The 26,568-nt window shown below is 58.5% G+C and carries 26 protein-coding genes and 1 pseudogene; 8 read left to right on the top strand and 19 right to left on the bottom strand.

Annotation, left to right across the window (positions count from 1 at the left end):
* Positions 1-32: 32 nt before the first annotated feature.
* The 8 genes and pseudogenes from AC1Q6I_RS11105 to purU form a co-directional block, all read right to left on the bottom strand.
* Positions 33-1,211, bottom strand: a complete 1,179-nt coding sequence (locus tag AC1Q6I_RS11105; protein WP_102623920.1) for a cytochrome P450 — start codon at positions 1,209-1,211, stop codon at positions 33-35.
* 98 nt (positions 1,212-1,309) lie between these two features.
* A complete protein-coding gene (locus tag AC1Q6I_RS11100; RefSeq protein WP_102623921.1) occupies positions 1,310-2,950 on the bottom strand; it encodes a GMC family oxidoreductase in 1,641 nt (546 codons plus the stop codon).
* 44 nt (positions 2,951-2,994) lie between these two features.
* Positions 2,995-4,422, bottom strand: coding sequence for an aldehyde dehydrogenase family protein (locus tag AC1Q6I_RS11095; protein WP_102623922.1), 1,428 nt, complete (start codon positions 4,420-4,422; stop codon positions 2,995-2,997).
* A 72-nt stretch (positions 4,423-4,494) separates the two neighbouring features.
* Entirely contained in the window at positions 4,495-5,565 is a 1,071-nt protein-coding gene (locus AC1Q6I_RS11090; protein WP_173903809.1) for an aminopeptidase, read from the bottom strand.
* A gap of 70 nt (positions 5,566-5,635) precedes the next feature.
* A pseudogene (locus AC1Q6I_RS11085) lies at positions 5,636-5,755 on the bottom strand (SDR family NAD(P)-dependent oxidoreductase); the annotation flags it as partial.
* Positions 5,756-5,807: 52 nt separating this feature from the next.
* Positions 5,808-6,683, bottom strand: coding sequence for a bifunctional methylenetetrahydrofolate dehydrogenase/methenyltetrahydrofolate cyclohydrolase FolD (gene folD, locus AC1Q6I_RS11080; RefSeq protein WP_102623923.1), 876 nt, complete (start codon positions 6,681-6,683; stop codon positions 5,808-5,810).
* Positions 6,684-6,695: 12 nt separating this feature from the next.
* Positions 6,696-7,973 (bottom strand): aminomethyltransferase family protein, encoded by a 1,278-nt coding sequence (locus AC1Q6I_RS11075; protein ID WP_102623924.1) that lies wholly within the window; start codon positions 7,971-7,973, stop codon positions 6,696-6,698.
* Positions 7,974-8,006: 33 nt separating this feature from the next.
* Complete coding sequence (gene purU, locus AC1Q6I_RS11070) at positions 8,007-8,870, bottom strand: formyltetrahydrofolate deformylase (RefSeq protein WP_207238108.1); 864 nt, start codon at positions 8,868-8,870, stop codon at positions 8,007-8,009.
* Between the two features lie 255 nt (positions 8,871-9,125).
* On the opposite strand from purU, the gene AC1Q6I_RS11065 reads away from it, so the two are divergent.
* Entirely contained in the window at positions 9,126-10,082 is a 957-nt protein-coding gene (locus AC1Q6I_RS11065; protein WP_102623925.1) for a LysR family transcriptional regulator, read from the top strand.
* Between the two features lie 13 nt (positions 10,083-10,095).
* Complete coding sequence (locus AC1Q6I_RS11060) at positions 10,096-10,716, top strand: TetR/AcrR family transcriptional regulator (protein WP_158244423.1); 621 nt, start codon at positions 10,096-10,098, stop codon at positions 10,714-10,716.
* Positions 10,717-11,062: 346 nt separating this feature from the next.
* On the opposite strand, the gene AC1Q6I_RS11055 is transcribed toward AC1Q6I_RS11060, so the two are convergent.
* The 11 genes from AC1Q6I_RS11055 to AC1Q6I_RS11005 all read right to left on the bottom strand — a co-directional run bounded on the left by AC1Q6I_RS11055 (position 11,063) and on the right by AC1Q6I_RS11005 (position 20,688).
* Positions 11,063-11,617 carry a Dabb family protein gene (locus AC1Q6I_RS11055; RefSeq protein ID WP_207238104.1) on the bottom strand — a complete coding sequence of 185 codons (555 nt, stop codon included), beginning with the start codon at positions 11,615-11,617 and terminating at the stop codon, positions 11,063-11,065.
* A complete protein-coding gene (pcaC, locus tag AC1Q6I_RS11050) occupies positions 11,614-12,012 on the bottom strand; it encodes a 4-carboxymuconolactone decarboxylase (protein WP_102623966.1) in 399 nt (132 codons plus the stop codon). Before pcaC ends, AC1Q6I_RS11055 begins: the two co-directional genes overlap by 4 nt.
* A 69-nt stretch (positions 12,013-12,081) precedes the next feature.
* Positions 12,082-13,434: a 3-carboxy-cis,cis-muconate cycloisomerase gene (locus AC1Q6I_RS11045; protein ID WP_102623927.1), complete on the bottom strand. Its 1,353-nt coding sequence runs from the start codon at positions 13,432-13,434 to the stop codon at positions 12,082-12,084.
* 54 nt (positions 13,435-13,488) lie between these two features.
* On the bottom strand, positions 13,489-14,094 hold the full coding sequence (pcaG, locus tag AC1Q6I_RS11040) for a protocatechuate 3,4-dioxygenase subunit alpha (protein WP_102623928.1): 606 nt from the start codon (positions 14,092-14,094) through the stop codon (positions 13,489-13,491).
* Between the two features lie 12 nt (positions 14,095-14,106).
* Entirely contained in the window at positions 14,107-14,826 is a 720-nt protein-coding gene (gene pcaH, locus AC1Q6I_RS11035; protein WP_102623929.1) for a protocatechuate 3,4-dioxygenase subunit beta, read from the bottom strand.
* 118 nt (positions 14,827-14,944) lie between these two features.
* Entirely contained in the window at positions 14,945-15,877 is a 933-nt protein-coding gene (gene pcaQ, locus AC1Q6I_RS11030; protein ID WP_102623930.1) for a pca operon transcription factor PcaQ, read from the bottom strand.
* 141 nt (positions 15,878-16,018) lie between these two features.
* The gene (gene pcaD / locus AC1Q6I_RS11025) at positions 16,019-16,813 is read right to left on the bottom strand and encodes a 3-oxoadipate enol-lactonase (RefSeq protein ID WP_102623931.1); all 795 of its coding nucleotides are present in this window, start codon (positions 16,811-16,813) and stop codon (positions 16,019-16,021) included.
* A gap of 72 nt (positions 16,814-16,885) precedes the next feature.
* Positions 16,886-18,091, bottom strand: a complete 1,206-nt coding sequence (gene pcaF, locus AC1Q6I_RS11020; protein WP_102623932.1) for a 3-oxoadipyl-CoA thiolase — start codon at positions 18,089-18,091, stop codon at positions 16,886-16,888.
* The gene (locus AC1Q6I_RS11015; protein ID WP_102623933.1) at positions 18,088-18,870 is read right to left on the bottom strand and encodes a CoA-transferase subunit beta; all 783 of its coding nucleotides are present in this window, start codon (positions 18,868-18,870) and stop codon (positions 18,088-18,090) included. The genes pcaF and AC1Q6I_RS11015 overlap by 4 nt, the downstream gene beginning before the upstream one ends.
* Positions 18,870-19,733, bottom strand: coding sequence for a CoA transferase subunit A (locus tag AC1Q6I_RS11010; RefSeq protein ID WP_102623934.1), 864 nt, complete (start codon positions 19,731-19,733; stop codon positions 18,870-18,872). The genes AC1Q6I_RS11015 and AC1Q6I_RS11010 overlap by 1 nt, the downstream gene beginning before the upstream one ends.
* A gap of 115 nt (positions 19,734-19,848) precedes the next feature.
* Positions 19,849-20,688, bottom strand: coding sequence for an IclR family transcriptional regulator domain-containing protein (locus AC1Q6I_RS11005; RefSeq protein ID WP_173903810.1), 840 nt, complete (start codon positions 20,686-20,688; stop codon positions 19,849-19,851).
* 514 nt (positions 20,689-21,202) lie between these two features.
* On the opposite strand from AC1Q6I_RS11005, the gene AC1Q6I_RS11000 reads away from it, so the two are divergent.
* The 6 genes from AC1Q6I_RS11000 (at position 21,203) to AC1Q6I_RS10975 (ending at position 26,545) form a co-directional block, all read left to right on the top strand.
* Entirely contained in the window at positions 21,203-21,703 is a 501-nt protein-coding gene (locus AC1Q6I_RS11000) for a JAB domain-containing protein (RefSeq protein WP_102623936.1), read from the top strand.
* A 226-nt stretch (positions 21,704-21,929) separates the two neighbouring features.
* Positions 21,930-22,343, top strand: coding sequence for a TIGR03757 family integrating conjugative element protein (locus AC1Q6I_RS10995; protein WP_102623937.1), 414 nt, complete (start codon positions 21,930-21,932; stop codon positions 22,341-22,343).
* Complete coding sequence (locus tag AC1Q6I_RS10990) at positions 22,340-23,275, top strand: TIGR03756 family integrating conjugative element protein (RefSeq protein ID WP_102623938.1); 936 nt, start codon at positions 22,340-22,342, stop codon at positions 23,273-23,275. The genes AC1Q6I_RS10995 and AC1Q6I_RS10990 overlap by 4 nt, the downstream gene beginning before the upstream one ends.
* 8 nt (positions 23,276-23,283) lie before the next feature.
* Positions 23,284-24,687 (top strand): integrating conjugative element protein, encoded by a 1,404-nt coding sequence (locus AC1Q6I_RS10985; RefSeq protein ID WP_102623939.1) that lies wholly within the window; start codon positions 23,284-23,286, stop codon positions 24,685-24,687.
* The gene (locus tag AC1Q6I_RS10980) at positions 24,684-25,031 is read left to right on the top strand and encodes a hypothetical protein (RefSeq protein ID WP_102623940.1); all 348 of its coding nucleotides are present in this window, start codon (positions 24,684-24,686) and stop codon (positions 25,029-25,031) included. The genes AC1Q6I_RS10985 and AC1Q6I_RS10980 overlap by 4 nt, the downstream gene beginning before the upstream one ends.
* Positions 25,028-26,545 carry a conjugal transfer protein TraG N-terminal domain-containing protein gene (locus tag AC1Q6I_RS10975; protein ID WP_102623941.1) on the top strand — a complete coding sequence of 506 codons (1,518 nt, stop codon included), beginning with the start codon at positions 25,028-25,030 and terminating at the stop codon, positions 26,543-26,545. The genes AC1Q6I_RS10980 and AC1Q6I_RS10975 overlap by 4 nt, the downstream gene beginning before the upstream one ends.
* Positions 26,546-26,568 lie beyond the last annotated feature (23 nt).

Raw genomic sequence — 26,568 nt, 5'->3', positions numbered from 1 at the left:
GTCTTCCGCGAGTTCATCGAATTGCTGCTCGATTAGCCAACCAGTCTCAATGGCAGAGATTTCCAGCCACTGGCCTGGTTGTTGATGTTCCGAACAGGTTCGCCCACTAGCTCGATTCGTCGAACTCGCTTCGCCAATGCAGAAATGATTGCCTTGAACTCCATCCGCGCGACGGCTTGCCCCAAGCACGAATGCAGGCCGAACCCGAAAGAGGTGTGACCCATAACGCCTTTACGGGCAATGTCGAATGCATCGTGACGCTCCCACTTACGGGAATCTCGCCCAGCTGCGCCCAGGAAGCACGCAATACGATCACCGGCCTTTAATGCGACGCCAGCTAGCTCGGTGTCGGTCGTTACGCCGCGACCTAAAAACCTGGAAGGGGGATCAAGTCGGATGACTTCCTCAAATGCAGGACGCATCAGATCTGGATCGGCTCGCAGCTTGTCCCACTGCTCGGGGTTATCGGCAAATGCCTTGAGGCCAGACGCAATCGACAGCACGGTTGTATCGAAGCCACCAGTGAATACGCCTCGAACCAGAAGGTAGGCCGTATCAGCAGAAACCTCACCCTTATCTCCGAGTGCGTAGATTTCCGAAGCGATGCCATCAGTGGTGATTGCAGCGCGCACACACTGTTGATTGAACCACTCCAGTACATCTCCACTGCGAGCTTTGCACTCTTTATAGAGGTTGTTCATTGGCATCGTGGAGTTAAAAGCAAGATCACCGAAGTCCAGCAGACGCCGACGCTCTACCGTCTTCAGACCCAGGACGTCGGGAAACACCTTCAACACATAGCTGGCCGCAATGTCAGAGAAGCCGTCCACGTACTCTCTTCGAATCAAGTCCTCAACCAGGACGTCGGCGCACTGATCGAAATAGTCCTGATACTTGGCCAAGGCCACAGGAGTGAACAGCTTCATGATCGGATCACGATGAGCTGCATGATCAGGTGGATCCTCTGCAACCAGAATGTTCGGGATATGTTCGCGAGGCCCGAAGGCTTTGATGGTTGAGGTAAAGGTTTGCCAGTCGCGGAGGATCTTCTGGGTGAGGTCGTGGCGGCCAGTGCAGAAGGCCTGATACTTCTCAAGCCAGATGATGGGTGCGGGCTCACACAAGTCGATCAAGAACTGCGGTCCCGCTGCAATCGCCTCTTCCGAAAAAGGATCCAACGATGAGTTAGACACATGAGTTGTCGAAGACATTTTGTTTCTCCGGTGTATCGTCTATGCCAGTGAGTTCTGGCTTTTTTGTTATGGGAAAAACTGGCCTACGGCGGGATTTGCCCGTCGTACATCCAGACTCACGCTGAATTGCCTATGGACATTGGCCGGACCTCTACCTCGGCCCCTGCTTGCTCTCGATCCTCGAGGATCATCGAGGCACCTTTTTCACCGATCATGATTGTTGGTGCGTTGGTGTTCCCGGAGGTGATGGTTGGCATAACAGACGCATCAACCACTCGCAGGCCCGCAATTCCATGGACGCGCAGGCGCTCGTCTACTACAGCCATGGGATCCGAGCCCATTTTGCAAGAGCCGACCCAGTGCATCATCGAGCTAGCCCCCTCGCGCCGGATGTAATCTGCGATCTCTTGATCACTTAGCGAATTTGGTGGCGTTACGTTCTTCACGTGCTGAGCCAACGGTCCTTTCGTAACGATTTCTCGGACCTTTCGGACCGCCGCAATAGCTGCTGCCATATCGCCCTCGTCACCAAAGTAATTTGGGTAAATTCGAGGGGCGTCATACGGGTTGCTGGAAGTGAGTGCCAGACGACCACGCGAACGTGGATTGAGCTGGCACGTTGAGATGGTGACCGCATTGTCCTTACCGATCTCGACGAGCCCTTGCTTGTTGAAATGCCAACTCAGGGGGCGATAGTTGATCTGAGTATCCGGACGGTCAGAACCTGGTAAAACTCTGGTCAAGGCGACTGCCTGAGAAGCGCCCATCGTTAAGCTGCCCTTGCTCCTGAGCAGATAATTCGCCCCTTGAAACAGGGAGCGGATACCACGCAGATCTTTGTTCAGCGACGCCTGCCGGTCGGTTTCGATACCTGAGTGCACGTACACATGATCGTGCAAATTCTGGCCGACTCCGCGCAGATCACTCACCAACGGTATCCCGTTACGTTCCAGCTCCTCGGACGGGCCGATGCCCGAGAGCATCAACAGCTTCGGTGAGTCAATTGCACCAGCAGAGAGAATCGTCTCGAAAGCGTTAGCGACCACCCTTTCGCCTTCGTGTCTGTACTCAACGCCACGCGCGCGACCGTTCTCTACGATAAGCCGTTCGACTGTCGCGCCAGTAACGACATGCAGATTGGACCGATCCAGCACCGGTGTCAGGAAAGCAGCTGCTGCCGAATGGCGTCGACCATCCTTGATGGTGAACTGCAAGAAACCCGTGCCCTCAGGAGCGGGAGCGTTCAAGTCTTCAAGTCGGTCAATACCTGCAGCTACACATGACTCAACAAAGGCTGTTGAAGACGGATGCTTGAAGACTGGATCCGTAACCCAAAGCTCACCATCTCGTCCGCGAAACCGTGAATCACCCTCAGCACGGTGCTCAATTTTTTTGAAAAATGGCAGAACGTCATTCCAACCCCAGCCCGGATTTCCAAGTGCCTCCCATTGGTCGTAGTCAGCACGATGGCCTCGAAGAAATGCCATTCCGTTGATCGCACTGGAACCGCCCAGCGCTTTCCCTCGAGGAACATAAATCGTCCGACCGCCTAAGCTCGGGTCCGGCTCCGATTGGTAAGCCCAGTTCAGAGGCCCAGGCAGAATGATCCGAGACACACCCGCAGGCATAGAAGCCCACAACCCTTTTGGCTGCTCTCCAGCCTCTAGTAGAAGGACAGAATGGCTTGGGTTTACAGACAGCCGATTGGCTAACACGCAACCAGCTGAACCTGCTCCGATGATTATGTAGTCGTACACCCGCGGCTCCTCATTCCAGACGCAATCGAATCTGCTCTTCGCGATTAAATTCGGATGATGGTCGTCTTGGTTTGGGTGTAGTGGTGGAGTGCTTCCAGGCCTTTTTCACGGCCATAACCACTCTGTTTGAATCCACCAAAAGGCGTTTCAACACCACCGGAAGGGTATTCGTTGACATACACCTGACCGGCTTCAATTTGCGCGGCTACTCGGTGTGCGCGGGCCAAATCAGAGGTCCAGAGCCCGGCAGCCAAGCCGTACTCCGAGTCGTTTGCAATGGCCACTGCCTCCTGCTCATCTTTGAACGGCATCAGGACCAATACCGGACCAAAGATCTCCTCCCGAGCAATACGCATGGAGTTGTTCACATTGGTGAAAACAGTCGGGCGGACATACCAACCCGCTTTGTCGCTGGGAACATCACCGCCCACCAGTTGTTCTGCGCCCTCTTGGATCGCCAGCTTGGTGTAGGCATGTACCTGTTCGTACTGAGCCTTGGTCGTCAAAGGCCCCAACCCAAAATTCTCACCATCGCTGAACTGGAGAGCCTCCACTGCGCTGGCAAGCTTTTTGGCGAACTTTTGGTAGATCGACTCGTGCACCAGGCATCGAGTGCCTGCCAGGCAAACCTGGCCTGTGTTGACCGTAAATGCGAACACGCTGCCGGCAACCGCGCGATCTAGGTCTGCATCTTCGAAGACGATGTTTGGCGACTTCCCGCCTAATTCAAGGGAAAGCGGAATAATGCGATCTGCAGCGAGTTTGCCGATCTCTTTACCCGCACGAACCGAACCTGTGAAAGCGACTTTCCGAATCAGGGGGTGCTTAACCAACGGCTCACCGGTCTCCTTACCGGTACCGGTAATCACGTTCAGAACACCAGCCGGCAAGCCGGCCTCTTTCACAGCCATTTCAGCCAGTTGCAGCATAGTGATAGAGGTGAACTCTGAAGGCTTCACCACAACTGTATTACCGGAGACGAGCGCTGGAGCAATCGCTCGACCAGCCTGGTTCAGCGGAGAGTTCCACGGCAGAATCACCCCTACTACGCCGAACGGCTCGCGGGTTGTATAGGCGTGATAGTTAGGCCCCAGGTTGATGGTCTCGCCCTGGATCGCCGTTGCCAAACCACCGTAGTACTCGAAGTACTGAGCGCACGCCTCAATCTCAAAAGCAGCCATCTTCACCGGCTTACCGGTTTCTTCGGCTTCCTTGGCGCAAAACGCAGCAGCGTTCGTTCGAATCAAACGTGCGATTGCGAGAAGAATCCGCCCACGCTCAATGGGTTTACGAGCATTCCACGCCGGCTGGGCGACTGCCGCAGAGTTAGCCGCTTGATCTACGTCAGCTGCAGACCCACGTGCAATTTGATCACCCTGAAGCCCAGTCATAGGGACGAACTCGTGAATAAATTCACCCGACGAAGGAGCAACGAAGTCGCCGTTGATGTAATGGTTCCATTGAGTAGTCATAGTGCTCTCCCAAATAAATCGTCCGCCAATCAGGCGCGACGTAGGCAATGCGTAGCTCGTAGCGCTGGCTAATTAATCGAGCAGAATTTTCCCGCCGCGAGTGATCACGACACCGTCCACACTGATGCAGGGTTCGCGGATGACACCTTCAAGGCGCAACTTGGCCTTGCAGGTACCACCCAAGGCGGTGGTATCCCCCAGCCCAATGTGTGAGGTCGCATACATCTTCTTATCGGTGCGCATCGAGCCGGTCGGGCTAACCTTGGGGTTCAAGCCGATGGCGATTTCGGCTGGGCAATTGAAGCTTTCTGGGTCACCGTGCTTCGCAAAAATCTCGCGCCATGCGGCAGCTTGCTCGCCGCCCTCGATGGCGACCGCCATGCCGTTCTTCACCGTGACAGTGATGTGTTCCCGCAAAGCGCCTACCGAGTGAGCGGTCAAGTCGAAAACGACCGTACCTTCGCCTGTACCTTCAACTGGGCATACGTGTGTTTCGCCATCAGGGAAGGCGCAGCCACTTCCACCACCGGGGCGCATAACTACCGGAATCCCGGTGATGGCACGCCCAACTCGCCCCTCAATACTTGCGGTCAAATTGGTGCCGTTAGGGCAAGTAACAGTGACCAGCTTTCCATTGGTGAAGATGTCGGCGATTTTCTTGCCTAGAATGTTCAGCGCAAGATAGTCCGCACCTGCTGGGCCATCTTTCGCGAGCATGGATGCGGTCAGCTCCTCCATCAGCACAAAGCGACGCCTGTGCTCGATGAGGAGTTCCGTAATCGGGGCATGCGCAAGGGCCGTGCTGGTGAGATAAACAACCAGGTCGTTGCTGGGATCGAGAGCGCCCGCTACCACGGCAGGAACTGGGTCTTGAGCATGAAAAGCTCGAGGTTGCATGATCGCAACGGTGGGCTCCATGGACAGATTGAGCGCGGCATCGGCAAGCGCCTGCCAAACCTCTTGCTCCATCGAAGTGTCAGTGATGATGTAAATTTTCTCGCCCGGCTTCGCATTCAGCTTCAGCGGCGTCTCCAATACCTGCACTAACTCTTGATTGCTCAACTCTTGAGTCTCCGTTTGCGTATGGCGTAAAAAAAGGCGGCAGAAGAGCGTCAACACCATTACGTCAATGCGCAGCGCCACCTAAAACAGAAATCCGAGACATACAACTCAGTGGTTAGAACAGGTCGTCCATACGCGTACCAACTGCGGTATCCGCTACCGCCACCGAAGCACCTGCCTGAGCAAAAGCGAGTGCTGTGGCGCGCCCAATACCTGAGCCAGCACCAGTTACCAGAGCAACCTTTCCCGAGAAATCATATTTAACGTTCATAGCGACCTCTTTGTTTTTATTAGTAGATCTAGGGGTGTTACTTAAAAGTGTTTTAACTAAGCCCGGCAGAGGCTTTGGCGGCTTGCAATGTATTCGCAAGCAGGTAGGCGATGGTCATTGGGCCAACTCCACCCGGAACGGGCGTAATGGCACCGGCCACCTTCACAGCCTCCTCAAAGGCGACATCACCTGTAAGTTTGTCTTTACCGTTAGGGAGCCTCACACGGCTGATCCCTACATCAATGACCGTTGCTCCAGGTTTGATGAAGTCACCGCGAATAAGTCCAGGAACACCTGTAGCAACGACTAGGATGTCCGCTTCACGGCAGCGTTTCTCAAGATCAGTCGTTCGAATGTGAGCGATCGATACCGTGCACTGCGCTTGAAGTAGCAGGCGCGCCAGAGGACGACCTACCACGTTCGAAGCACCGACCACCAAGACGCCCAACCCGGCAATATCCTCATGGACTGAACGTATAAGGCGCATGACTCCCAAGGGCGTACAGGGCGTCAGTCCACCATCTAACCCAGCGGCCAAACGACCGACGTTTAACGGGTTGAAGCCATCGACATCCTTTCCGGGATCAATCGCACTGATCACATTGGCTACGTCGATCTGTGGCGGTAACGGGAACTGCACCAAGATTCCGTTCACCGATTCGTCGTTATTGAGCTGCTTAATCAACGCAAGCAGATCGTTTTCACTGGTATTCGCAGGCAGCACATAACGCTGCGAGCGCATCCCAACGGCTTCGGTTTGCCGAACCTTGTTCTCTACGTAAACCTCGCTTGCAGGGTCTTCACCGACAAGGACAACCGCTAGCCCCGGAGCCGGCTGGCCAGCAGCAACGAAGGCGGCAACACCTTCTTCAACCTCACGTCTGACCTGGGCGGCAATAGCCTTCCCATCAATCAATTGCGCCGTCATGACTCGTCCCTATCAAACCTTGCTCAGATCTGAGCGCCGGTTGTCCTGCTTGTAGGGAGCGGCCGCTACTGTCGCTCGAATCTCTTTCTGCGGTTTGCCTGGGTCGCCCCAGATAACGCTCACTTCGTTGCCGATATCCGCATGCTCCACATCAATGGTGCAGAGCGAGAGCATTTCGCGGAAATAGAAGCTGTATCCGCGAGACGTGGTAACGCCAACATCTCGACCATTACGCAGAACACGATCTGCGTACATGAAGCCGCGCTGATCTCGTGGCATTTCCATGTACTGGAATGGCGTTTGCTCCTTCTGGAACAGCGACGCGTAAACCGCCGCAACGTCGTCACCATTCCAAACCAAAGTGCGCATGACACGACGCGGCTGGGCGACTTCCTTTTCCAGCGCAGCTCGGCCAATGAACTCATGGTCAAACTTGATTGTTTTTGCCCAACCGAGCTCGACGGGGCTACGGTACCAGTCACTGATATTGTTGGATTCGAAGCTACCTGCGACATTGAAGGTCGAAGCAAAGCTCGGCATAGCCGAACGAAACTCCTTCAGATAGGCCTCCATCTCCGGATCGAAAATCGCTGGCATATAGTCCGTAACGATGGTCGGGAAACAGGCTTCAAGGTGGTTGATAAATACGGCGCGGCCTCCGAGACGGCGAAGACCGTATTCCTGCCCAGCCGCAACAATGGCGTCGTAGACCTTGGCGGCATCAGCCTTTGGCCCCTGCAACTCGAACCCAATCTCGCCCGACATGCCCTGACGCAGAGCCAGCATTCGGCAACCGGCGATTTCAATCTCAGCGGAGTGCATGAATTTCACGTCGCGCAACGATTGACCCGAGACCTGCTCAATCAACGAAAGAGCGGTAGGACCAGCGACCTGGAAATTGAATCCATCTTGGGCTTCAGAGACTACGTTGTAGTTGCCGTTTCGGCGAACGTAGTCGACCCAAAAAGTGCCACGCCCGAACAGAAGAAACTCGTCCTCAGCAAGACGAGTAAGAATGCCCTCTGCAATCACCTTCCCGGCTTGAGTTGTGTGGGTCACATGCTTCGATTGCAGGATATCGAATTTCTCAAAGCTATTAACGGAGGTATCAGAGAAGAGCTTGAGCGCATCAGGACCTTTGAACTTTCGCTCCCATAGAAACGACCAGTCACCAATCGAACAGGTCTGTTTCCAGGACATGCTTTCGTCGATCCAGTCAGTGTATTCGGGCTGCCCCCAGCGGCTGGTGAAGTACCCTTCTGGCGTTTTGCGCATGCCATTAGTGCTCATGAATTAACTCCTGACTTATTTTTATTGGCGTGATCAATCGGCAAAGACGACGGTTCGCTGACCGTTCGCAATTAGTCGATCCTCAAGGAAAAGCAACACCGCGCGAGAAAGCACTCGGCGCTCGATATCTCGCCCTTTGCGTACGAGGTCCTCAGCGGAATCTCGATGGCTTACTCGCTCAACGTCTTGCTCGATGATCGGACCTTCATCCAGGTCGGCAGTGACGAAATGAGCAGTTGCCCCGATGAGCTTTACGCCACGGGTATGAGCTTGGTGATAGGGCTTTGCCCCTTTGAAACCAGGCAAAAAGCTGTGGTGGATATTGATGCACCGGCCCGACAGAAAGACCGAGAGATCATCAGAAAGAATTTGCATGTACCGAGCCAGCACCACTAAATCAGCTTGGCTCTCAGTCACAATCTTCTTGACCTGCGCCTCTTGCGAAGACTTGGTTTCTGCGGTTACAGGCAAGTAATGGAAAGGAATATCGCCAACCAGACTTACACTTAACGACTCGCGGGGGTGATTGGAAATAATACCCACAACATCCATATTCAACTCACCTAAACGATGACGATAAAGCAAGTCACCCAAGCAATGGTCAAACTTAGACACCATAATTACAACTTTTTTACGATCAGTACGCGCTCTAAACCACCATTCCGCATTGTATTTTTCAGCAACGCCTGAAAAAGTGTTTTTAACGTCATTCACTGCGGGCTCATCTATTTCAACAGCCACGCGCATGAAGAACTTTTTACTTTCCTCATCGTTAAACTGTTCTGCTTCAACTATATTCGCCCCATGCTTGAAGAGGTAGGTAGTAACCTCAGAAACAATCCCAGGAGCGTCCAGGCAGGCAAGCGAAAGCACGTATTGATTGTTTTTATTCACGATTGATTTCACCAACAGTCTCAGTTATATTTGGCATTTGAATGTCTCAAGCAATCACCTTCCGAAATTTCGGAAATGATTTAAGCTGATCGCTCACGGCGTCATGCGAGGCGCAGAACACATGAAAGAAAAAGCCAAGACCGATAAGGCTTCGCAACCTTCCCTCTGCCGAGCACATGTATTCCCTATGTGGCAATACCGTACGATATGTGCAAGAAGTTGAGAATCCCTTAAAAAACAATAAGAGATATAAGCAAGATGGATATCAGAAGGCTCGACCTGAATTTGCTGCTTTTGCTGGATGAGCTGAATAGAGAACAGAACCTTTCGGCGGCGGCGCGACGCCTAGGGATGAGCCAGCCTATGGCGAGTGCCAGCTTGCGGCGCCTGCGTGATTACTTCGAAGATCCGCTATTTCAGTCCACTGGACGAGGGATGCGACCTACCCCTTTTGCCCTTTCAATTGCGGCAGCCGTCTCTGGCGTTTTGGAATCGATAAAGACGGACATCCTCTCGAAACCTGCCTTCAGACCCGCTGATAGCGATAGGCTTTTCACCATTAGCACCTCTGACATCGGAGCGCTTATCTTCGTCCCACCGATCCTAAGGCGTCTGGGCGAGGACGCCCCGCATACCGATCTTCGATGCGTATCCCTACCACATCAGCAGCTAGAGACGGCACTGGAACAAGGCGGTGTTGACCTTGCCATAGGCTACTTCCCCGACCTTTCTGGCACCTTCATTGGCACTCAGGATCTCTTCGACCATTCGTTCACCTGCATTGTGCGCAGGGATCATCCAACGATTAAGGACTCTCTGACCCTAGAGCAGTTTTTGGGTGCAGATCATTTAGTGGTGAACCAAGAAGGTCGAAGCCAAGAGATTTTTGAACACTATTTGAGAGAGCTGAAATTACATCGACGCATCCACTTGGAGGTTCCGCACTTCATGAGCGTCCCCCAACTGATAGCCAGTACAGACATGATTGCTACGGTACCGTTATCACTAGGCATTTGGTTTGCCAGCAATCAGATCAAATTACTGCCACCGCCCGTTGAAGTTCCAAAGTTCGAGCTAAAGCTTCATTGGCACAAGAGAATGGAAGAGGAGCCTTCGGTAAGCTGGTTGAGACAGGTTGTTCATGAAGAGTTGAAAAATCTGGACCCTTCCTTGGCCATGTCACCGACTTATGCCGAACGAAAAAAAACAAACTGAAGGAGCTTTCATCTTGACTAACAAGGAACGAAGAAAACCTGCAACGCTAAGAGCCGAGCAACAGCAAGAAACTCGCGACCGCCTAGTCAAGGCGACAATGGAGACAATTAGTTCTAAAGGCTACCAGAGTGCAACTATCGACAACATAACCTCTTATGCTGGAACCGGGCGCGCTACGTTTTACCTGCATTTCCGCAGCAAACCAGAAGCACTGATGGCAGGCTGGCAAGAAATCTATATGCCGCAAATGCTGTCGCTTTTACTGAAGCTTGACGGAATTTCTCCGGCATCGATGGCAGATATTGAAAACTGGGTATCATCACTTGTTAGCTTTTGGGAAAACAGCAGATCTATCGCTCTTGCGTCCAACGAAGCGATTGCCCTTGAGCCTGAACTCGCGAAAGAGTGGTTCAAGAGAATCTGGGAAGTTTCCTCGCAGCTGCCTTCATGGTCGGAGCGCAATAACCATAAAATTGAAGATGCCAGGCTTCGTTTATTTATGCTTGGCACTTATACAGAGCACGTATTAATGATGTGGCTAGGCGGATCGGCACCGGTTAGTCGGACTCAAATCATCCAATCGCTCGCGACACAATGGTCTACGGAGTTCGGCTATCAAATGGCTTGCCTCTAGTTAAACTAACACAATCAAGGAGTTCGTTATTAATACTTCTAAAGCAGTTCTTGGCAGATAGCCGAATCACAAACTGCAGTCCGGATCTGTCGAGCACCAGCAACCAAAGGCCAGTGCTCGACGAGTCGCATCCAAAGCCACTCCTCTGTCAATACGCTACCGACGGTCGCAGGCACAACGACAATACCGAGCACTGCCAATGTACCAAATCACTCTGCCTGCGCGGCTGCTCACGCCGCGCACCCTCGCCTCCCGGTCACTTATAGCGGGAAAGCGCTGATACCGATCGGGCACCCACTCAAACTCAATCGCGCCTTGGATCGGCTCTATCGTTGGCCGTACAAAGTCATCTCGAAATATGGCGGCGGCAGCACATATTACCGCCATCCAAGGCCATGGCAGCGAAAGATCCAGCGCCTTGTCTATACTGCCGTTGAGCATATCGGAAGGCCACCGAACTGCAGGAAGGCTTGGTGCAATCGCAGACGCTGCGCATCGACGGCCACTGGAGGCAGTAGAGGGCGTACGCCATGTAATCGCCGAACGGCTGACCGACTTTACTTCGCCGCTGACCGGCCTGGATGTACGCAGCTGGGACTTGCAGGTGGCGGCTGATACGAACACCGAGCAGCAGATCCCGAACGCGAAAGTGCTCGGGATATGTCACATAGGCATTCAACGTCTCCTTCGACTCGAATTCCGAATCGAGTACCGCGTCGCAGCTTTGTTCGAAGTGGCCATAGTCGATGCCAACCTCGATGTGCAGTACTCCCGGTATACGCCCACGTAGCTCTTCGAGCAGTGCCTTTACCCGGCCTGCCCTCTCGGGGCGCTCCGCAGAACTTCCCCCAGGTACTTTCCACAGGCGAAGCACCTGCCTATTAGATAGTAAGGGGTTCATTCTTGGTCGAGGGACTCCTCCCCCAGTTCTTCCCATAACTCTTCGGCGAGATGGAACGCCGCGTTGGCGGCGGGGATACCACAGTAAATGGCGCTCTGCATCAAAAGCTCCTTGATTTCATCTCGGGTAACACCATTGTTCTTCGCCGCACGAAGGTGCAGCCGCAACTCACCCTCGCGATTCATACCGATCAGCATCGCAATAGTGATCAGGCTGCGTGTATGGCGTGGCAACCCCGGCCGAGTCCAGATATCACCCCACGCGTGGCGAGTGATCATCTCCTGGAACTCTTCATTGAAAGCAGTGAGATTATTCAGGCTGCGATCAACGTGAGCATTGCCAAGAACCGCTCGACGCACTTGCATTCCCGCTGCGTAGCGCTCTTTCTCATCCATCATCTAATCCTCATGCGTGAGCCAGCGCCCCAAGGCACGCTCTTCATAAACCAAAGTGGAAGTGACACGTCAGGACAGGAGACGCCTATGCTCTGCGAGCGCCCTTTCAACCCATGTGCTGGCCTGGCCAAGATACTGGCTCGGGTCCAGTATCCGGTTCAGCTCCTCGGGCTCTAGGTACGCGCCGATCTGCTCGCTACTATCCAACACCTCACGTAAGCCTTGCCCTGTCTCTACCGCTCGCTTACAGCATTGCTCGACCAGATGGTGGGATGCGTCCCGCCCGATGTGACGGGCCAATGCGATGCTCACCGACTCGGCCAGAACCAAACCGTGGGTGAGATTGAGGTTGACGCCCATTCGAGACTCATCGACCTGCAGATCTGCAATGGCCACCAGAGCCTGGTGCAAGGAGCCAGAGACGAGGCAGCAGAGTTCGGGCAGGGTCTCCCATTCGGCGTGCCACAGCCCCAGACTCCGCTCATGCTCGTGAGGCATGGCTGAAAGCATGGTCGCCACAAGCCCAGGAGTCCGGATCGCCGCGCCTATCATTACCGCAGCGCCTACCGGGTTCCGCTTGTGCGGCATCGTAGACGAGCCACCCTTGCCAGGTGCCGCGGGCTCGAAGACCTCGCCGACCTCCGTCTGCATCAGCAAACTCAGATCTCGTCCCAGCTTTCCCAGACTGCCGGCAAGCTGCCCAAGCCAACAGGCAAGTTCGGCCAGACGATCACGCTGGGTGTGCCAGGGCTGCTCAGGAAGCGACAACCCAAGCTCTCTCGCAAGCGCCGACGCGACAGCAAACCCATCGTCTCCCAGCGCGGCGAGACTGCCGGAGGCACCTCCGAACTGAAGGACTAGCAGCCTGGGTTTCAGCTCGAGCAGCCGTTGCCGATGGCGTGTCACTGCTCCCAGAAAACTGGCCATCTTCATTCCCAAGGTGACCGGTGTGGCATGTTGAAGCCAGGTACGACCAACCATCGGCGTGCAGGCATAGCGCAGGGACTGGGCGGCCAGGTCGTTGGCCAGGCAACGCAGGCCAACCTCCAGCAGCTCAATCGCATCCCGCAGTTGCAGAACCAAGCCCGTATCCATGGCATCCTGGCTTGTAGCGCCCAGATGCACATAGCGCTCTGCCTCAGCGTTTGTTCCAGCAATGTATTGCCCCAGTCGTTTGATGAGCGGGATTGCAGAGTTGCCTGCCACCCCTATCGCGATTGCCAGCTCCTCGTAGTCATAGAGTTCGGCTCGGCAGGCCCCTTCTATGACCGTCACCAGTTCGGGGGGAACCAGGCCAACCTCCGCCTCGGCCCGCGCAAGGGCAGCCTCGAAGTCGAGCATTCCCTGCACGCGTCCTTGGTCACTGAAAATGGCCCGCATTGCGGGGCTGCTGAAATAGGCGTCGAAGAGTTGAGTGCTCATTGGTATCGGCAAGCTCCTTGGCGGTGATAGCGACATCGGCGCAGTACAACTTCCTCAGAAATCGAAGAACACCGTCTCCCCCTCTCCCTGGATCCGAATATCGAAACGATAGGCCGTCTTCCCCTCGACCTCACAACGTCGGGCGACAAGCGTCTCACGCCGTTGCGGCTGCTCAATCAGATTCAGCACCGGGTCAGCGGCATTGGCCTCCAGCTCATCGGAGAAATACAACCGCGTCTGCAGGTGAATGTTGATACCTCGAGCGAACAGGGAAACGTTGATATGGGGTGCCATGGGAATCCCTGCTGCGTTCAATACCACGCCCGGTTTGATCGTTGTCAGCGTCCACTCGCCGGCATCGAAGGTCGTGGCCGTGCGCCCGAATCCGTTGAACGGTTTTTCAAGATCGAAGTGGGAGTCATAACGCCCTTGGTGGTCGGCCTGCCAGAACTCGAGAAACGAGTCGCGAACCAGGTGGCCGTTGCCATCGAACACTTGACCTATCAGCACGACGTGCTCTCCAGGGGCTTCTGGCTTGGCCAGTTGGTTCCAGATCTCCTGGGGACGTGGGGGATTGCCAGCCGCGGCAAGCGCGAGTCCGATGTGCACATAGGGTCCTGCGGTTTGCGACGGGGTTTCCGGAAGCAATTGAGTCGGCATCGTGGAGTCTCCTCAGCGGTTTTCGAAATGGGTTCGGCGCTGACCGCGCAACACGATGTCGAATCGGTAAGCCAAGCAATCCATGGGGTTGGCCGCACTCATGTCGAGCTTGGCAATGAGCGTTTGAATCGCCTCAGGGTTGGCAATCGACTTCACGATCGGGCACAAAGGAATCAGCGGATCGCCCTCGAAGTACAGCTGGGTGATCAGGCGGGTCGAGATGGATGGGCCGCTGATGGAGAAGTGGATGTGGGCGGGGCGCCAGTCATTCGGACCATTACGCCACGGGTACGGGCCGGGCTTGATGGTGCGGAAGCTGTAGTCCCCATCCTGATTGGTGCGGGCTCTTCCTACCCCACCGAAATTGGGATCTAGTGGTGCAAGATAGCGATCATTCTTGTGCCGATAGCGACCACCGGCATTCGCCTGCCACATCTCCACCAACGTATTGGGAATCGGCTTACCGTACTGATCGAACACCCGCCCCGAAACGATGATTCGCTCACCGATTGGCAGGCCACCGTAGTTGAAGTTGAGCAGCAGGTCGTTGTCGTACTGCCCCATCTGCAGATGAGAGAAGTCCGGCCCCGTGGTCTCGGAAACCGACTGCGGGATGCTGACCAAGGCTTGCCGCGGTGAACGAGCGATCGAAGTCTTGTAGTCAGGAGTGAAGGCTTTGGGATGCCAGTTGCGATCACGGATCACAAAGCGGCTGTCAGGAGTATCGGACATGCCCGTTTCCTCTTGTTCGAATGGGTGGGCCTCACCACTGGTGGCGATTGACGCCAAGTCTCGACGAAAGGAAGCGGATTGAATAATGAAAAGCTAGGCCCCATCCATAACCAAAAGGTTATTGATGGAGCGTATCGCGGTAGGTCTGCGAAGCCGCGCGCAGAGCCTCACAGCACCATTGCGCAGTCAGGGGCATCGGTACCGTCGGATTGCTGCAGATTCCCACCGAGCCACCTGGTTCCTGAAGGCCCGGATCGAGTACCTCGAGGTCTCCCCGCTCAAGGTCATGGCGAACCGCATCCTGCGGAGCAATCCAAACTGCATTGCTGGTAAGGACATATCGCCGGCTCAGCGCAACCGACAGAGTCTCCAGGCGTTGCCGAGGAGCGCCCACTCCAAGCTGAACATACAAGCTATCCGCGTGGCGTCGAATCGTGGTCCCGGTCAATGGCAAGACCGCTGGATATTCACACAACGCCGTTCTGGCGTCGGCCGAACCGTTCAGCAGAGGATGTTGTGGTCTGACGACTAGAACCATTGCTTCGCTGTAGAGATGCTCGAACGCGAGCCCCTCGATCTGGGGGCTATCCGTCATCCGACCGACCACAAGGTCGAGATCGCCCATCCGGAGTTGGCTCAGCAGGTAGCTACTGGGGCCAGTCACAACGCTCACGACCAGCGTTGGATGCTCCGAATGAAGGGCCCGAACGACATCAGGCAACAGAGAACTCTCAACCGTTGAAAGCACCCCCAGGCGAACGAGGCCCCCTTCTAGTTCGCCACTTCTCAGGCTCTGCACCCCCTCACGCAGGGCCTGAACACTGGGCCCTGCATAGCGAAGGAAGGTAAAGCCTGCACTTGTGAGAGCGGCTCCACTCTTGCTGCGCTCGAACAGGGCCACGCCAAGCAATTGTTCCAGCTCCTTCAGCGTTTTCGATACCGCCGGCTGGCTGATCGCCAGAGTCTCTGAAGCACGCGCAAGACTGCCCCGATGCGCCACCGCGAGGAAGCACTGCAGATGACGAAATTTGATTCGGGTGTCGATGTTCATCGTGTGCCGCGCAACCTCTTCGAACCAGGTACCAATTCAGCGCCCCATAGCTCAGGAGACGCTTTGGCTCATCGCGCTGTCAACATCGCACGGAATCTACCACGCCCGCCTGGATAGCCTCATATTGGCGTTACAGAAAATTCAAAGGCCGTCGAGAAGGAAGCCCAAGACCTTCTGGCTGAAGGCGTCGCAGGCCTGCACGTTGGACAGGTGAGCGGCCTCGAACTCCACCAGCTCAGCACCTGCGATGCGCGCCTGCATGAAGCGACCGTGCTCCGGCGTGGTCACCGCGTCGGCCGTGCCGCAGACGATCAGCGTCGGCGCGCCGATGGCGGCGATCTGTTCGCTGAAATCGGCATCACGCACCGCCGCGCAGTTGGCGGCGTAGCCCTGGGGCGAGGTCAGCGCCAGCATGCCGACCACCGGCTCGACCCTGGCTGGCTCGGCGCTGGCGAATGCGGCGGTGAACCAGCGTGAAACGGACGCATCGCGCAGGTCACGCATGGCCTGCTCGCCACCGGCCAGCACCGTGTCGATACGCGGGTTCCACACATCCGCATTGCCGATCTTCGCCGCGGTGTTGCACAGCACCAGGCGCTGGATACGCTCGGGCGCGTTGAGCGCCAGCCACTGACCGATCAGCCCGCCCATCGACAGCCCACAGAAAGACACCCGGGTGATGTTCAGCGCATCCAGCAGGGCCAGCACGTCGTGGCCCAGTTGCTCGATGCTGTAGGGACCCGCGCTGACCAGCGAGCGACCGTGGCCACGGGTGTCGTAGCGCAACACGCGAAAGCGTTCGGCGAACGCCGGGAGCTGCGCGTCCCACATATGCAGGTCGGTACCCAGGGAGTTGCACAGCAGCAGCACCGGCGCATCAGCCGGGCCATCCAATTGGTAGTTCAGGTCGCCATCGGCGAGGTGGACAACAGGCACGGAAAAACTCCTTCAGAGGTTAGCAGGCGGTGCGAACGGCGCACTCTGCGGATTGGCGCGCGCCGCAGGGGTTCAGACCCGCTCGATGGCCAGCGCCAGACCCTGGCCGACGCCCACACACATGGTCGCCAGGCCGAGCCGGCCGCCGCTTTTCTCCAACTGGTGCAAGGCCGTCTGCACCAGGCGCGTACCACTGGCACCCAGCGGATGGCCCAGGGCGATGGCCCCGCCGTTGGGGTTGACCCTGGCACTGTCGTCGGCCAGCCCGAGATCGCGGGTCACGGCCAGGCCCTGGGCGGCGAAGGCTTCGTTGAGTTCGATCACGTCGAAATCGTGGATGCTGATTTTCAGGCGGTCGAGCAGTTTACGCACCGCCGGCACCGGACCATAACCCATGACGCGCGGTGCCACACCGGCACTGGCCATGCCCAGTACCCGCGCCCTGGGGGTGAGGCCGTGGATCTTCACGGCTTCGGCGCTGGCCAGGATCATCGCGGCCGCGCCGTCGTTGACCCCCGAGGCGTTGCCGGCGGTGACGCTCTTGCCCTCGCCGTTGACCGGTTTGAGCCTGGCCAGGGCATCCGGGGTGGTATCCGGGCGCAGGTGCTCGTCCTTGTCGACTATGGTGTCGCCCTTGCGACCCTTGATGATCACCGGGACGATTTCCTCGGCGAAGAAACCTTCGGCCTGGGCGCGACCGGCCCGCTGCTGGCTGCGCAGGGCGAAGGCATCCTGATCGGCGCGACTGATGCGGTAGTCGTCCGCCACGTTGTCGGCGGTCTGCGGCATGGCGTCCACGCCGTACTGCGCCTTCATCAGCGGGTTGATGAAGCGCCAGCCGATGGTAGTGTCCTCGATCTTCTGGTTGCGGCCAAACGCCGTGTCGGCCTTGCCCATGACATAGGGCGCGCGCGACATCGACTCGACGCCGCCGGCGATGGCCAGCTCCATCTCGCCGCTGGCGATGGCACGGAAGGCGCTGCCCACCGCGTCCATGCCTGAGGCGCAGAGGCGGTTGAGGGTCACTCCCGGCACCGTCTCCGGCAGGCCGGCCAACAGCAGGGCCATGCGCGCGACGTTGCGGTTGTCCTCGCCGGCCTGGTTGGCGCAGCCCATAAAGACTTCGTCGATAGCGGCCAGATCCAGGCCGGGATTACGCTCGACCAGCGCCCTTAACGGCACGGCGGCCAGATCGTCGGCACGCACCGTTGCCAGGCCGCCGCCAAAGCGACCAATGGGCGTGCGGATGGCGTCGCAGATAAAGACGTCGCGGCTCATTCCTCACCTCCGGCCTGGCCGTGGGCCGCGGCGGTACGCGCTTCCAGGGCACGCAGGGCATCCAGTTCATGGGCCTGCGGGGCCTCGGTCTCGGCTACCTGAGCGGCGAAGCGAATCTGCCAGCCGGTGGCCTCGATGATCTGCTCGCGGCTCACCCCAGGATGGATGGAAGTGACCACGAACTCCTTGCTGCCGGCTTCCGGCTCCATGATGCACAGGTCGGTGATGATCGCCACCGGCCCCTCCCCCGGCAGGCCCAGACGCTGGCGGTGGTCGCCGCCCTCGCCATGGCCGACCGAGGTGATGAAGGCCAGCTTGTCGACGAAGGTGCGGTAGCCCTGCTTGAGGATGATGAACACCTTCTTCGCGCTGCCGGCGATCTCCGGCGCACCGCCGGCACCCGGTAGGCGCACTTTCGGATTGTGATAGTCGCCGATCACCGTGGTGTTGATATTGCCGAACTTGTCGACCTGGGCCGCGCCAAGGAAGCCGACGCCGATGCGCCCGCCCTGCAGCCAGTAGCGGAAGATCTCGCCGGTGGGCACCACGGTGTCGGCGGTCTCGGCCAGTTCGCCATCGCCGATGGACAGCGGCAGCACGCTGGGCTTGGCCCCGATCGGGCCGGACTCATAGATCAGGGTGACATCCGGCGCATGGGTCAGGCGCGCCAGGTTGGCGGCCTTGGACGGCAGGCCGATGCCGACGAAGGTCACGTCGCTGTTGCCGAGGCGGCGCGCGGCGGCCACGGTCATCATTTCATTGGTGCTGTAGGCGCTCATTATTTGGCCTCCGCAGTCTTGGATTGGGCAATCGCGGCTTGATAGGCGGCGAAATCGGCGGTGCCACGGATATAGGTATCGATCCAGGCGAGGAAGCTGTCGCGATCACGGGCGATGGCGTCCCAGGCCTGGTAGAAGCGGTTGTCGCGCTCGTAGTAACCGTGGGCGTAGGACGGATGCGCGCCACCCGGCACCAGGCACACGGCGCTCAAGGCCCAGCCCGGCAGCACGCAGGCGTTCATCGGCGCGTTCAGCTCATCGACGATTTCTTCGACTGTGACGATGGCGCGCTTGGCCGCCAGGGCTGCCTCCTTCTGCACGCCGAGGATGCCCTGGATCAGTACGTTGCCCTTGCGGTCGGCCTTCTGCGCATGGATCACGGTCACGTCCGGGCGCACGCTGGGCACCGCAGCCAGCACTTCGCCGGTGAACGGGCAGGTCACCGACTTGATCACCGGATTGACCTTGGGCAGGTCGGAGCCGGCGTAGGCGCGCAGCACCGCGAACGGCAGGCCGGAGGCACCGGCGACATAGGCGTTGGCCATATCCGCATGGCTGTGTTCCTCGATTTCCAGGGGCTGCGGCCAGCCCTTCTCCACTGCGTCGCGCAGGCGGTGCAGCGAGCCCACACCAGGGTTGCCCCCCCAGGAGAACACCAATTTCCTGGCGCAACCGGCACCGATCAGCAGGTCGTAGACCAGATCCGGGGTCATGCGGATCAGGGTCAGGTCCTTGCGGCCTTGACGGATGATTTCGTGGGATGCGGCAGTCGGGATCAGGTGGGTGAAGCCTTCGAGGGCGATGCTGTCGCCATCGTGGACGAAGCGTTGCACCGCTTCGCGCAGGGAGAGGAGTTCAGCCATGGTAGTTCTCTTAATAGTAACGAGGCGTAATGACCAAGTTACTGTAGCCCTCCCCGGCAAACAATCCGATAATCGACCATATGTTCGATTATCGAACAGATATTGCCCTTCAGTTTCAATGAAACAGCTTGGCGCTCAACTCCTGACTGGCCTCAAGCAGCACCGGCAGGAAGTGTACCTCCAGCTCCTGGCGACTGACCCTTCCAACATGAACTCCCACATTCAGCGCGGCCAACACCTGGCCGGCGGAATCCTTGAGCGGCACGGCTACCGAACGCAGCCCCATCTCCAGCTCCTGATCGATTATCACCCACCCCTGCTGGCGGATCTCGGCGATGCTCGCCCGTAGCCCCTCGGGCGTATCCAAGGTACGGCTGGTCTTGACCTGCAGGTTGGTGCCGGCAAGGTAGTCCTCTAGGGCTTGGTCGCAGAGACCGGCCAGAAGAATGCGTCCCATCGAGGTGCAGTAGGCCGGCAGCCGGCTACCGACGCTGAGATCGACCGAGATCAGTCGCTGCGGAGTGGCCGAGCGAGCAATGTAGAGAACCTCACCGCCATCCAGGGTGGCCATGGAACAGGCCTCGTGGAGCTGCTCGCTGATGCGGTCGAGAATTGGCTGGGCAGCAATCGCCATCGGCGTCGATGATAGATAGGCATGGCCAAGCGTGAGCACCTTGGGCAACAGCGAGTAGGTTCGCCCGTCGCTGGTGACATATCCAAGTTTGATCAAGGTATGCAAACAGCGGCGCACAGAGGCCCGGGAAATATCTGTACGATGGCTAATCTGAGCGATGGTCAAGTGACGCTTGCGCTCCTGAAAGGCATGAATAACCGCCAAGCCACGAGCCAGAGAAGTCATGAAATCAGGATCACCAGTCAGAGCATTGATACGCCCTGCTGGCGAAGCCGTAGTAGGAGACTCCATGGACGGCGGTAGCGGGAGCTCATTACTCATAGTCAAATTCCATTCCATTTTCTCCGGTGAAAATCGCACGATTGTCGGGCAGCAACTTGACTGCCGCAACCGAACCCTCACCGTCCACCTGACAGTGAGATCTCCGTTGCTGGCACGAGATCCATTCCTGCTAGCGCAAGCAGACCTCAGTACTGCTGGTCAGGTACCTGCATCAGGCAGGTTTCTGCACCAGCGGCGGCCGATGGGGCCTCACCGCTTCTGAATCTAACCACCTTTGCCGACGCCCAGGAGAAATCGGACACGCCGATTTTCGATTCTTTGTCGTGCTTCACGCCCGACTGCGCTCGACTGGCGTTGCAAGTCGGTAGCCACGGTCCTCAAGGCTACGGCGCTGCATTGCCGCGCTGACCATTCCCGTTCGCCCCACATCCTTACGCGAACAGCCACCGCCAAGGCGATGGCGGATGCCCTGTTCATCCCGACACCACCATCGTCCACGGAGGGAAAACCCTCCACGGGCACACCTCCGAACTCTTCCACGGAGGTCAACCCCATGCTCACATCCCTAGCCCGCATCGACTCCCTGGCAAAACCCTGTCCTTCATCGGTCCTCGACCACGAGAACCGCATCATCGCGCAGGCCATTGAGCTGCTGGAGCGCCGGTTATTCACCAACGGTCCCCAACTGCTGAACCCGGAGGCCGTCAGCGACTATCTGCGTCTGAAACTGATGCCGGAACCCAGCGAAGTGTTCGTCGCCGTATTCCTGTCCGCAAAGCATCAGTTCATCGTCTGTGAAACGCTGTTCAGGGGCACCATCGATGCCGCTCAAATTCATCCTCGCGTCGTTGTTCAGCGGGCCCTTATCCATAACGCCTCGGTCCTGATAGTGGCTCATCAACATCCATCAGGCTGCTCCGCCCCCTCATCCGCGGATGAACGACTGACCCAGCGCCTGAAAAGTGCGCTGGACTGCGTGGATGTGCGGTTGCTGGATCACTTCATCGTAGGCCTGGGCGAGCCGTACTCGTTCGCCTCGAATGGCCTGCTGTAGTTCCTCGCCGCCGCGCGGTGCAATCCTCTCCCCACCTGCACGGGGTCGGCCGCCCACTCGGGCGAGCCGCCCCGCGCGCCTGCTTATCTCGGCTCAGTAACCCCTGGCTCCCGCGCTGTTATCCGGCTCGCGATTAAATCGGAGCACCGCGATTCCCGTTTGTTTGTCGTCGTGCCCCCTGCCGTCAAGTCAACTGCCAGCACCACCCACTTCACGGTAGTTCGACATGCCCGCGCCGCTGCCTTACCTGCCCCCACTGCTTTGCGCCGCGCTGCTCGGCCCACTGGCGCAGGCCGACGACATTATCGTCGTCACCGATAGCCAGCACCCGTTACACGCCACCAGCGACGTTCGGCTTATCGAGCTGGATCAGCCGGCTCGCATCAAGGCCGAGCTGGGTGCCCATCTACCTGCCGACCCCGCACGCGGTTCAGCCCTCGTGCAGCAGCGACTGAAAGACGGCGGCAACGCTCTACAGGCGCGCCTTGGCACGGCTTACCAAGGCGTGGTGGATGCCTGGAGCCTGGGCGTTACCACGATCCCTGCGGTGATCGTGGACCGCCATTATGTGGTTTATGGCGAGCCGGACGTCGCCAAAGCGGTTGCGCTCATCGAAGCGCACTGGAGGACGCAGCCATGATGCGCTCTCCCCGTCTGCGCGCCGGCATCGCCGCCATCCTGCTGGCGACGGGAACCCCGTCGTTCGCGCTCAACACGTCGTCTATCACCTCCTCGACGCTTTCGCCGGACTGCCTGGAATACAAGGTTGTCGGAATCTGCTTCTGGCTGTTCTGTACGAACTTCGGTTGTTCCGTGGAAACCTCGGTCAAGGTCAGGCACTACGTACCCGACGCGGTTGTGTCCAGCTACTCGAACACTGGCGCGAATCCCTGGGTGGAAGTGCAGTCGATGAGCCGCCCCAACGCCACGGCAAAAGCCGGCGGCGACGGCACCACGAACGAGGACCACGAAAACAACCTGGCGAAATTCAAGAACGCTGACGTCATTGGCCACCCCGGCGGCTACGTGTTCGGCCAGTTTGTGTCGTCGTCCGGCTACGCCTGCGAGGGTGCCGGTACCGCCTTCATGCCTTACCTGTTGAGCACCCTCGATACCGTCGCGTGGCGCTACAACATCCCCGAGATGGTTTATCCGGAAGCACTTGTCCCCGGCATGCGCGAGATCGGCAGTCGCACTGGCCTCAACCTCTGGGGCAACGTCTATCCACGGGGCGGTTTCCTGCACCAGAGCGACGACTACATGGCCGGTGCAGTGGTGGCCCAACGCGCCGGGGATATCGTCACCCGCAGCGGCCAGATTCACGTCTACCAACCCCTGCTCGCTGACGCCGAGGACGGCTATTGGCCTGCAGGCGAGCTGGTCGAGAGCGATGCGCAGACGGGCAAGTGGCAGGAACTGACGCCGACGCTCTCCCGCACCTGTGCGGTCTTCCCCCACACCGAAGGTCGTGTACAGGCGCAGCAAGGCGATTACGCCTGGGCGCTGTGGCGGCCCTACAGCTGCTGCGAACGCGAAGGCCAGGTGTTTCTTGGCAGCGTCGATTTCTTCTGAGGCAGGCCATGATGATCCGTTGGTCCTCCTCGCCCTCCGAAACGCTGCGCCCCGCCCTGCTGGCCACCGTCCTGGCGCTGACCTGCGCCAGTGCTTCGGCCCAGACCAGCGTCAACCAGTACGGCGTGCAACACCAGGGCTCCGTGATTGGTGACGACGTGCTGTATTCGATCGGCGGCGGTCGCGCCGTGTCGATGTCGCCCGTCTCCAACATGCGCGCCATTGGCGTTGGCATCGGCTGGAACAGCAACCTGATCTGCGGCGATATGTCGATCTCCACCACCATCCAGAACCAGCTAAACGGCATCACCAATGGCTTCCAGACGATCATGTCGAACGTGATCCAGAACGCCACCGCCGCCGTAGCATCGCTGCCGGCACTGATCATTCAGAGGGCGGACCCCGGACTCTATAACCTGCTGACTAACGGCATCCTGCAGGCACGGCTCGACTTCGACCGCTCCAAGCTGACCTGCCGTGCAATGGCGGAAAAAATGGCCGACGTGGCCGGTGGCCAGGTTGGATGGAGCCAGATCGCAGACGGTATGGTGCTCAAGCAGGCCGTCGCCAGCACTGATGCCGTATCGGCCATCGAACAGACCGAAACGAGTCGCGGCAATGAAGGGGTGACCTGGGTCGGCGGCGAAAATGCCGGAGGTTCCGGGCAGCGCCCGATTCGCGTCGTCAGCGATGTGGTCAGTGCGGGCTACAACCTAGTCAACGGGCGCGATGTCGACGACACCAGTTCAATCGCTCCCGGCAACTGCGGCGGCAATCTGACCTGCGAGACCTGGAACTCGCCCGCGGCAGCCTCTGCGTGGGCTGTACGAGTGCTGGGCGAACAGGAACAACGCACCTGCGAAACCTGCACCAAGACCGTGACCACACCGGGGGTCGGCCTGACCCCGCTGATTCAAGAAGAGTACGAAACCAAGCTCGAAGCCCTGCAGGAACTGATCACCGGCAGCCGCTCCCTGAGCCTCGATAACCTGCAGGCGGCCGGCAGCGCTTCGCTGCCGATCACGCGCGGCGTGATCGAGGCGCTGCGCGATGAGCCCGACCAAGACATCCTGGCGCGACGCCTCGCTTCGGAAATCGCCCTGTCCAGCGTGCTCGAAAAAGCACTGCTGCTGCAGCGCACCCTGCTGACTGGGCGTAAAGAGCCGAACGTCGCAGCCAACGAGCTGGCGCAAAAAGCGGTTTCACACGAAAGCGATCTGCTCGACCGCGAGATCCACAACCTGAAAACCGAGCTGGAGCTGCGTCGCGAGCTGGCAAGCAATTCGCCCACCGCCATCATCCAGCGACACAGCGCACGCTCTACCGGCTCTCGCTCCATCTACGAGGGCGACCCGATTCCCGACCGGCTCGATCAGTTGCAGCGACCGCCGAGTGGTGGAGGCCCCCCATGAGCATGAGCACGGAGCGACCACAGCGCAGGCTGCGGCGCGCAGGCCTGGTGCTGCTGTGGGTCATCCTGCTGCTGGTGGCGGCAGTCGCCGCCAATGTCGTGGGCATCCACCTGACCGGTGGCATCGAGGGCTGGCAGCAATGGCTGACGGCGTATACCGGTCATTTCCTGGCCTGGCGGCTGTTGCTCTATGCCGGCACAGCCTGGGGCTGGCTCTGGATGCGCCGCCGTGTGCTGGCACGCGAGCCCGGCGCTCGGCTGCGCCTGCTGCGAGCCGAAATTGCTGCCATCGTCGCGATAGCGGCCTTGGAAGTCAGCCAGATGACTGGGGGCTGGACACGATGACCCTCTACACGACCGATTACTTGGAGTATTACCTGACGCTCGTTTCCTGGGTTGTCCATAACGGTATCTGGGCCGTCCTGGTCGCCAGCGGCGTATTCGCCATCCCATTCCTCGCCATCGTGCTTCAGGAATGGCTCAAGGCCCGTGCCGAAGGTGCCGACGAAGGCAACAAAGGCGCGCTGTCGGCCGTGCGCATCGAGAACCGAATCTTCGTGGCAATCGTGGTCATCCTGTTCGCCGGCGTACCGTTCATCGACGTGGATTTCAACACGCTCCAGTTCGATCGCAGCCGCTCGGCTCAATGCCAGGTGAACGTCCCGCTGCCAGCTGAGACGGGCTGGTCGCGGTCCTTCAGCACCCTCAACAACCAGTCCGCGAAGTTGCCGGTGTGGTGGGCCTTCATGCACACCGTCTCGCGGGCGCTCACCGGCGCTGCGGTGGCGGCGATTCCCTGCGGCACCGACCTGCGGCAAATCCGGATGGAAGTCGGCGCCACCCGCATCGACGATCCAGTCCTGGCCCAGGAAGTAAGCGATTTCACGCACGACTGCTACGGGCCGGCCCGCGCCAAGCTGTTCATGAATCGGCCGGACCTGAGTGATGAGCAGATGCACGATGTTAGTTGGATCGGCTCGCGCTTCTTCCTCGACACGACGGGCTACTACGACACCTACCGCGCCAAGACGCCACGCGAGGGCTGGGCCTACGACAGCACACGGGACGCCGGGCTGGCAGAGGTGCCCAGCGGTGCCGGTTATCCGACCTGCAACCAATGGTGGGCCGACGGCACGAACGGGCTGCGTGCGCGACTGCTCGGACAGGTCGACCCCAGCCTGCTGACGCGCATCGGCGGCTGGGCCGGCTTTCTGTCACAGGATCAGGTCAACGACTCGGTGATTCGCGCCATTGCGTCACCCCGGCAACAGAAGATCAACCTGGGGGCGGTCTACAGCGACTACGGTGGCCAGATCGAGATGACCGTCCCCAATGTCGCCACCCGCGCCGCCAGTGACGTCGGATTGGCCATCGGCTCCATTGCGTTCTTTCCCGCGATGGATGCGATGCGACAGGCTCTGCCGATGGTGCTGGCACTGCTCAAGATGGCATTGGTGGTCTGCATCCCTCTGGTGTTGGTGATCGGCACCTACAACCTCAAAACCCTGGTCACGACCAGCATCGTGCAGTTCGCCTTGTTTTTCGTCGACTTCTGGTTCCAGCTCGCACGCTGGATCGACTCGACGATCCTCGACGCGCTGTACGGTTGGGGAATGGGCTACGGTCGCCCACACATGAATTTCAATCTGGAGATGGGGCTCAACAACACCTTCGGCGATATGATCATCAGCTTCGTGATGGCGACGATGTTCATCGCGCTGCCTGCATTTTGGGTTGCAGCCTTATCCTGGGTCGGTGTGCGCACCGGCGGCCTCCTCCAAGGACTCTCAGATGGCACACGGCCAGCCAGTCAAGCGGGAGGCAAAGCACCGGGAATGGTGTCAGGTAAACTCAGGTAGGCAGCGAACCCGACTGCTAAGGA

Source organism: Pseudomonas sp. MPR-R2A5 (assembly GCF_058793055.1).
This window is presented reverse-complemented; position numbering and strand designations above follow the sequence as displayed.

Coding starts and splice junctions, on each gene's coding strand:
- pcaF (WP_102623932.1), bottom strand. CDS start 18,091: ATGAGCCGCGACGTCTTTATCTGCGACGCCATCCGCACGCCCATTGGT.
- AC1Q6I_RS10990 (WP_102623938.1), top strand. CDS start 22,340: ATGATGCGCTCTCCCCGTCTGCGCGCCGGCATCGCCGCCATCCTGCTG.
- AC1Q6I_RS11105 (WP_102623920.1), bottom strand. CDS start 1,211: ATGTCTTCGACAACTCATGTGTCTAACTCATCGTTGGATCCTTTTTCG.
- AC1Q6I_RS11005 (WP_173903810.1), bottom strand. CDS start 20,688: ATGAGTAATGAGCTCCCGCTACCGCCGTCCATGGAGTCTCCTACTACG.
- AC1Q6I_RS11000 (WP_102623936.1), top strand. CDS start 21,203: ATGCTCACATCCCTAGCCCGCATCGACTCCCTGGCAAAACCCTGTCCT.
- AC1Q6I_RS11075 (WP_102623924.1), bottom strand. CDS start 7,973: ATGAGCACTAATGGCATGCGCAAAACGCCAGAAGGGTACTTCACCAGC.
- AC1Q6I_RS11015 (WP_102623933.1), bottom strand. CDS start 18,870: ATGAGCGCCTACAGCACCAATGAAATGATGACCGTGGCCGCCGCGCGC.
- AC1Q6I_RS10980 (WP_102623940.1), top strand. CDS start 24,684: ATGAGCATGAGCACGGAGCGACCACAGCGCAGGCTGCGGCGCGCAGGC.
- AC1Q6I_RS11095 (WP_102623922.1), bottom strand. CDS start 4,422: ATGACTACTCAATGGAACCATTACATCAACGGCGACTTCGTTGCTCCT.
- AC1Q6I_RS11045 (WP_102623927.1), bottom strand. CDS start 13,434: ATGAGCACTCAACTCTTCGACGCCTATTTCAGCAGCCCCGCAATGCGG.
- AC1Q6I_RS11065 (WP_102623925.1), top strand. CDS start 9,126: ATGGATATCAGAAGGCTCGACCTGAATTTGCTGCTTTTGCTGGATGAG.
- AC1Q6I_RS10975 (WP_102623941.1), top strand. CDS start 25,028: ATGACCCTCTACACGACCGATTACTTGGAGTATTACCTGACGCTCGTT.
- AC1Q6I_RS11010 (WP_102623934.1), bottom strand. CDS start 19,733: ATGGCTGAACTCCTCTCCCTGCGCGAAGCGGTGCAACGCTTCGTCCAC.
- AC1Q6I_RS10995 (WP_102623937.1), top strand. CDS start 21,930: ATGCCCGCGCCGCTGCCTTACCTGCCCCCACTGCTTTGCGCCGCGCTG.
- AC1Q6I_RS10985 (WP_102623939.1), top strand. CDS start 23,284: ATGATGATCCGTTGGTCCTCCTCGCCCTCCGAAACGCTGCGCCCCGCC.
- pcaC (WP_102623966.1), bottom strand. CDS start 12,012: ATGGATGAGAAAGAGCGCTACGCAGCGGGAATGCAAGTGCGTCGAGCG.
- pcaG (WP_102623928.1), bottom strand. CDS start 14,094: ATGCCGACTCAATTGCTTCCGGAAACCCCGTCGCAAACCGCAGGACCC.
- pcaH (WP_102623929.1), bottom strand. CDS start 14,826: ATGTCCGATACTCCTGACAGCCGCTTTGTGATCCGTGATCGCAACTGG.
- AC1Q6I_RS11055 (WP_207238104.1), bottom strand. CDS start 11,617: ATGAACCCCTTACTATCTAATAGGCAGGTGCTTCGCCTGTGGAAAGTA.
- folD (WP_102623923.1), bottom strand. CDS start 6,683: ATGACGGCGCAATTGATTGATGGGAAGGCTATTGCCGCCCAGGTCAGA.
- pcaQ (WP_102623930.1), bottom strand. CDS start 15,877: ATGAACATCGACACCCGAATCAAATTTCGTCATCTGCAGTGCTTCCTC.